Source organism: Priestia sp. P5_B4 (genome assembly GCF_056400385.1).
The window spans coordinates 1-2,676 of sequence record NZ_JBFULJ010000521.1 but is presented as its reverse complement, the minus strand read 5'-3'; the positions used below and the strand labels follow the sequence as shown (position 1 = coordinate 2,676).

Below are 2,676 nucleotides of genomic sequence, written 5' to 3'. Positions count from 1 at the left end.
TTTATCTATAATTCTTTTCAAGCTACCTTTATTGGGTAGCATTTTGTAATTTCGCTTACCAGTAACACCAGGTGGTAATTGACGAATTTCAGACAAATCATTATTTAAAATCACAAAGTTATTGTTTTTTTTATTTTCAATATACCAAGTGTTATCTTTTTCATAGCATCGTTCAAATTCTATTTCATTTTCTGTTATCAGTTTTTCTATTATGTTATAGAGCTTTAAGGCTACTGAAATTTCCTCTTTATCGCCATGGGTTAAGTTTTCCCCCAAGTAAGTATCGAGTTCCTTTAAATCTTGTAGAGCTTCCATAGGAATTACATAACTGTTTCTACTTGGATTTTTGTGATCTCGGTAAGCTTCTGGGGTAAAGTAATATCCCAAAATAGGACGTCCAATTATTTTAGTAACATACCCTTTATGAGTGAGCATAGGGGACGAGGTGATTTTAGACTTTAAAAATGGGTATTTTATATTGTCTTTAATTTTTAATCCAGAAACAATATAAATCGTATCATTTACATTCTCTTGTTCGACCTTTCCATTTATTTGTTGGAATTTCGTCTTCTTTGCTATATTTCTAGGCCAATAAAATTTGTTCTTTCTAATAAATAATTCATACTCTCCCACAGTGTTTGAAAAATACACAAATGTATTAAACATGATGTCACCTCTTCCGCAATGATTAAGAGCAAGCAACTCAATATAATGAAAAGTTTTCTATTTTATTTTCATTATAAATATAGCATTATCAGGAATATTATAGTATAGGTTAGAAGTTTAATATCTCGTATGGGAAAGTGTAAACTCTTAAATACCTGTTGTTTTCATTACATTTTGAAATCTTTTTGATAAAATAAGAGAAGAAAAATAAAGAAAAAGGACTCTTTAAAAAATTCTCTTCTCGCAAATAAATTTGAGAATTTTATCTTCTATCGAATGACCTAAAAAGCTTATCAAAATTCTAAAAATACTTGAACACAGTATTAAAAGATCTAACACACTAACGTAAGGTAACTGGTTAGGTAAATTCAAAATGGAAATATAATTTTAAAATTAAGGGGGGGCTATGTGAAGAACGCTAAAAATTCAAGAATACTATTTAAGGAGATATTCATTAAATTAGATAACTTTATAAGATGGTTTTATAAAGAAAATCGACTTGGTTTTACATACCTTTTAACTATTTTACTTGTGGTATTTGTCATAAGTATTTCTTTTATTCTCTTGGTAAAAACGGTTGGGAACAAGTATTCCATGATACCTTTGTTAATCTTAAGTATTTCTTTACTTTTTTTCATGCTGATTACCTTACTTAACAGACCATTCGAAAGGATGCCTAAGATTGCAAGAGGAAGTGCTCGCAACTTTAAAGAGTTATTCAATACGTTTACCCATAGAGCTTACCTTATAGGTATTACTATTTTTTCTTTTGAGTTTGCAATACTATTTATTACTATCATTTCTTTACCTTTAGATCTATTTACCGATTATCACTTAGAGATTATTATAACAAATGCAATTTTCTCTGTTAGTACCCTATTCACAGTATGCTATTTTATGTACCATGTCGTAATTAATAAATTATCCGTTAAGCAAGTTCGTGCACGGGTCCATTTATACGTAGCATGGAGTGTAACTATATCGCTKATATTTTTTATCCTTGATTTTAAGAATATCTTTTACCCTATGATAACTTGGTTAGGCGTTGGATTTTCTTGGTTATCATATTTGTTGAGCAGCATTGATGCAGAAGATGAAGAAATAAAGTAATATATCTTTTTTCTATAATTATGAAGCAATTAGATACAACATAGATTGCTTATATTTATATTATAGGCTTTGGCGGCTCTAGTGCAAAATTACTCGTTATATAAGGTAGAAGACCTATTCCTATTAAGTTTCTATACTATGAAGTACGCTTAGAATACGAGTGTAAGCATGTACAAGATTCGGATATTATTTCCAATCACTCTGAAGTTTTTGTATCAGAATCATTAATACATTAGGCCATCTTTTATAATATAAAAGGGCCAAACAATAAACACATTCGTTCTCAGCAAAAAGACTAATAAATTGGATTTGATTTTTGGATTGAATAAGGGATCTAAGGCATAATTGCTTTGGCTCCCTTTTTATGTTGTTTAAGATAGTCCGATGGATGCAGGGAGTCAGTTATTGGCTGTTTCATCTTCCATTTAAGAAGGGTATTGTAACAGTACCTCATTATATATAGGAGTTGATATGAATGCCATTTTACAGTTTTTATGGAGTATTTGAGCCTAATGAGAGGGGCTACTCAGTGTCATTTCCTGACTTAAAAGGGTGCTTGACTTGTGGGGATGATATGGGGGAGGCCCTAGTCAGAGCTAAGTATACTTTAGAAGGCTATTTGTTAGAGTATGAGGATTTAGACAAAGGTATTCCTGTTCCTAGCTCTTTAGAGACCATTAAAGCTAATATGCCTGAAGACGCTAACGTAATCCTTGTAGAAATTAATACAGAAGATTCAAGAGGAATTGAAAGGCTCTGATAATAGTAATCCGTATTACTATAGTGAGACAAAAGAAAGGGGAGCTTTTCAGCCCTCTTTTCACCTTCAAACCCTTGCTTTTTTTAACGTTACATTTCTGGTTTTATATTCCGTTTTTTATAGAATGTGCTCCACTATTC

2 protein-coding genes and 1 pseudogene are annotated in these 2,676 nt (G+C 31.0%); 2 read left to right on the top strand and 1 reads right to left on the bottom strand.

What is annotated here, in order from left to right; genetic code table 11:
* A pseudogene (locus AC1DRF_RS22335) lies at window positions 1-666 on the bottom strand (AAA family ATPase); the annotation flags it as partial.
* A 408-nt stretch (window positions 667-1,074) separates the two neighbouring features.
* On the opposite strand from AC1DRF_RS22335, the gene AC1DRF_RS22330 reads away from it, so the two are divergent.
* Both AC1DRF_RS22330 and AC1DRF_RS22325 read left to right on the top strand, forming a co-directional pair.
* A complete protein-coding gene (locus AC1DRF_RS22330; protein ID WP_427077101.1) occupies window positions 1,075-1,776 on the top strand; it encodes a hypothetical protein in 702 nt (233 codons plus the stop codon).
* 475 nt (window positions 1,777-2,251) lie between these two features.
* Window positions 2,252-2,536 carry a type II toxin-antitoxin system HicB family antitoxin gene (locus tag AC1DRF_RS22325; protein WP_427077100.1) on the top strand — a complete coding sequence of 95 codons (285 nt, stop codon included), beginning with the start codon at window positions 2,252-2,254 and terminating at the stop codon, window positions 2,534-2,536.
* The last annotated feature ends 140 nt before the right edge of the window (window positions 2,537-2,676 follow it).

Coding starts and splice junctions, on each gene's coding strand:
- AC1DRF_RS22325 (WP_427077100.1), top strand. CDS start 2,252: ATGCCATTTTACAGTTTTTATGGAGTATTTGAGCCTAATGAGAGGGGC.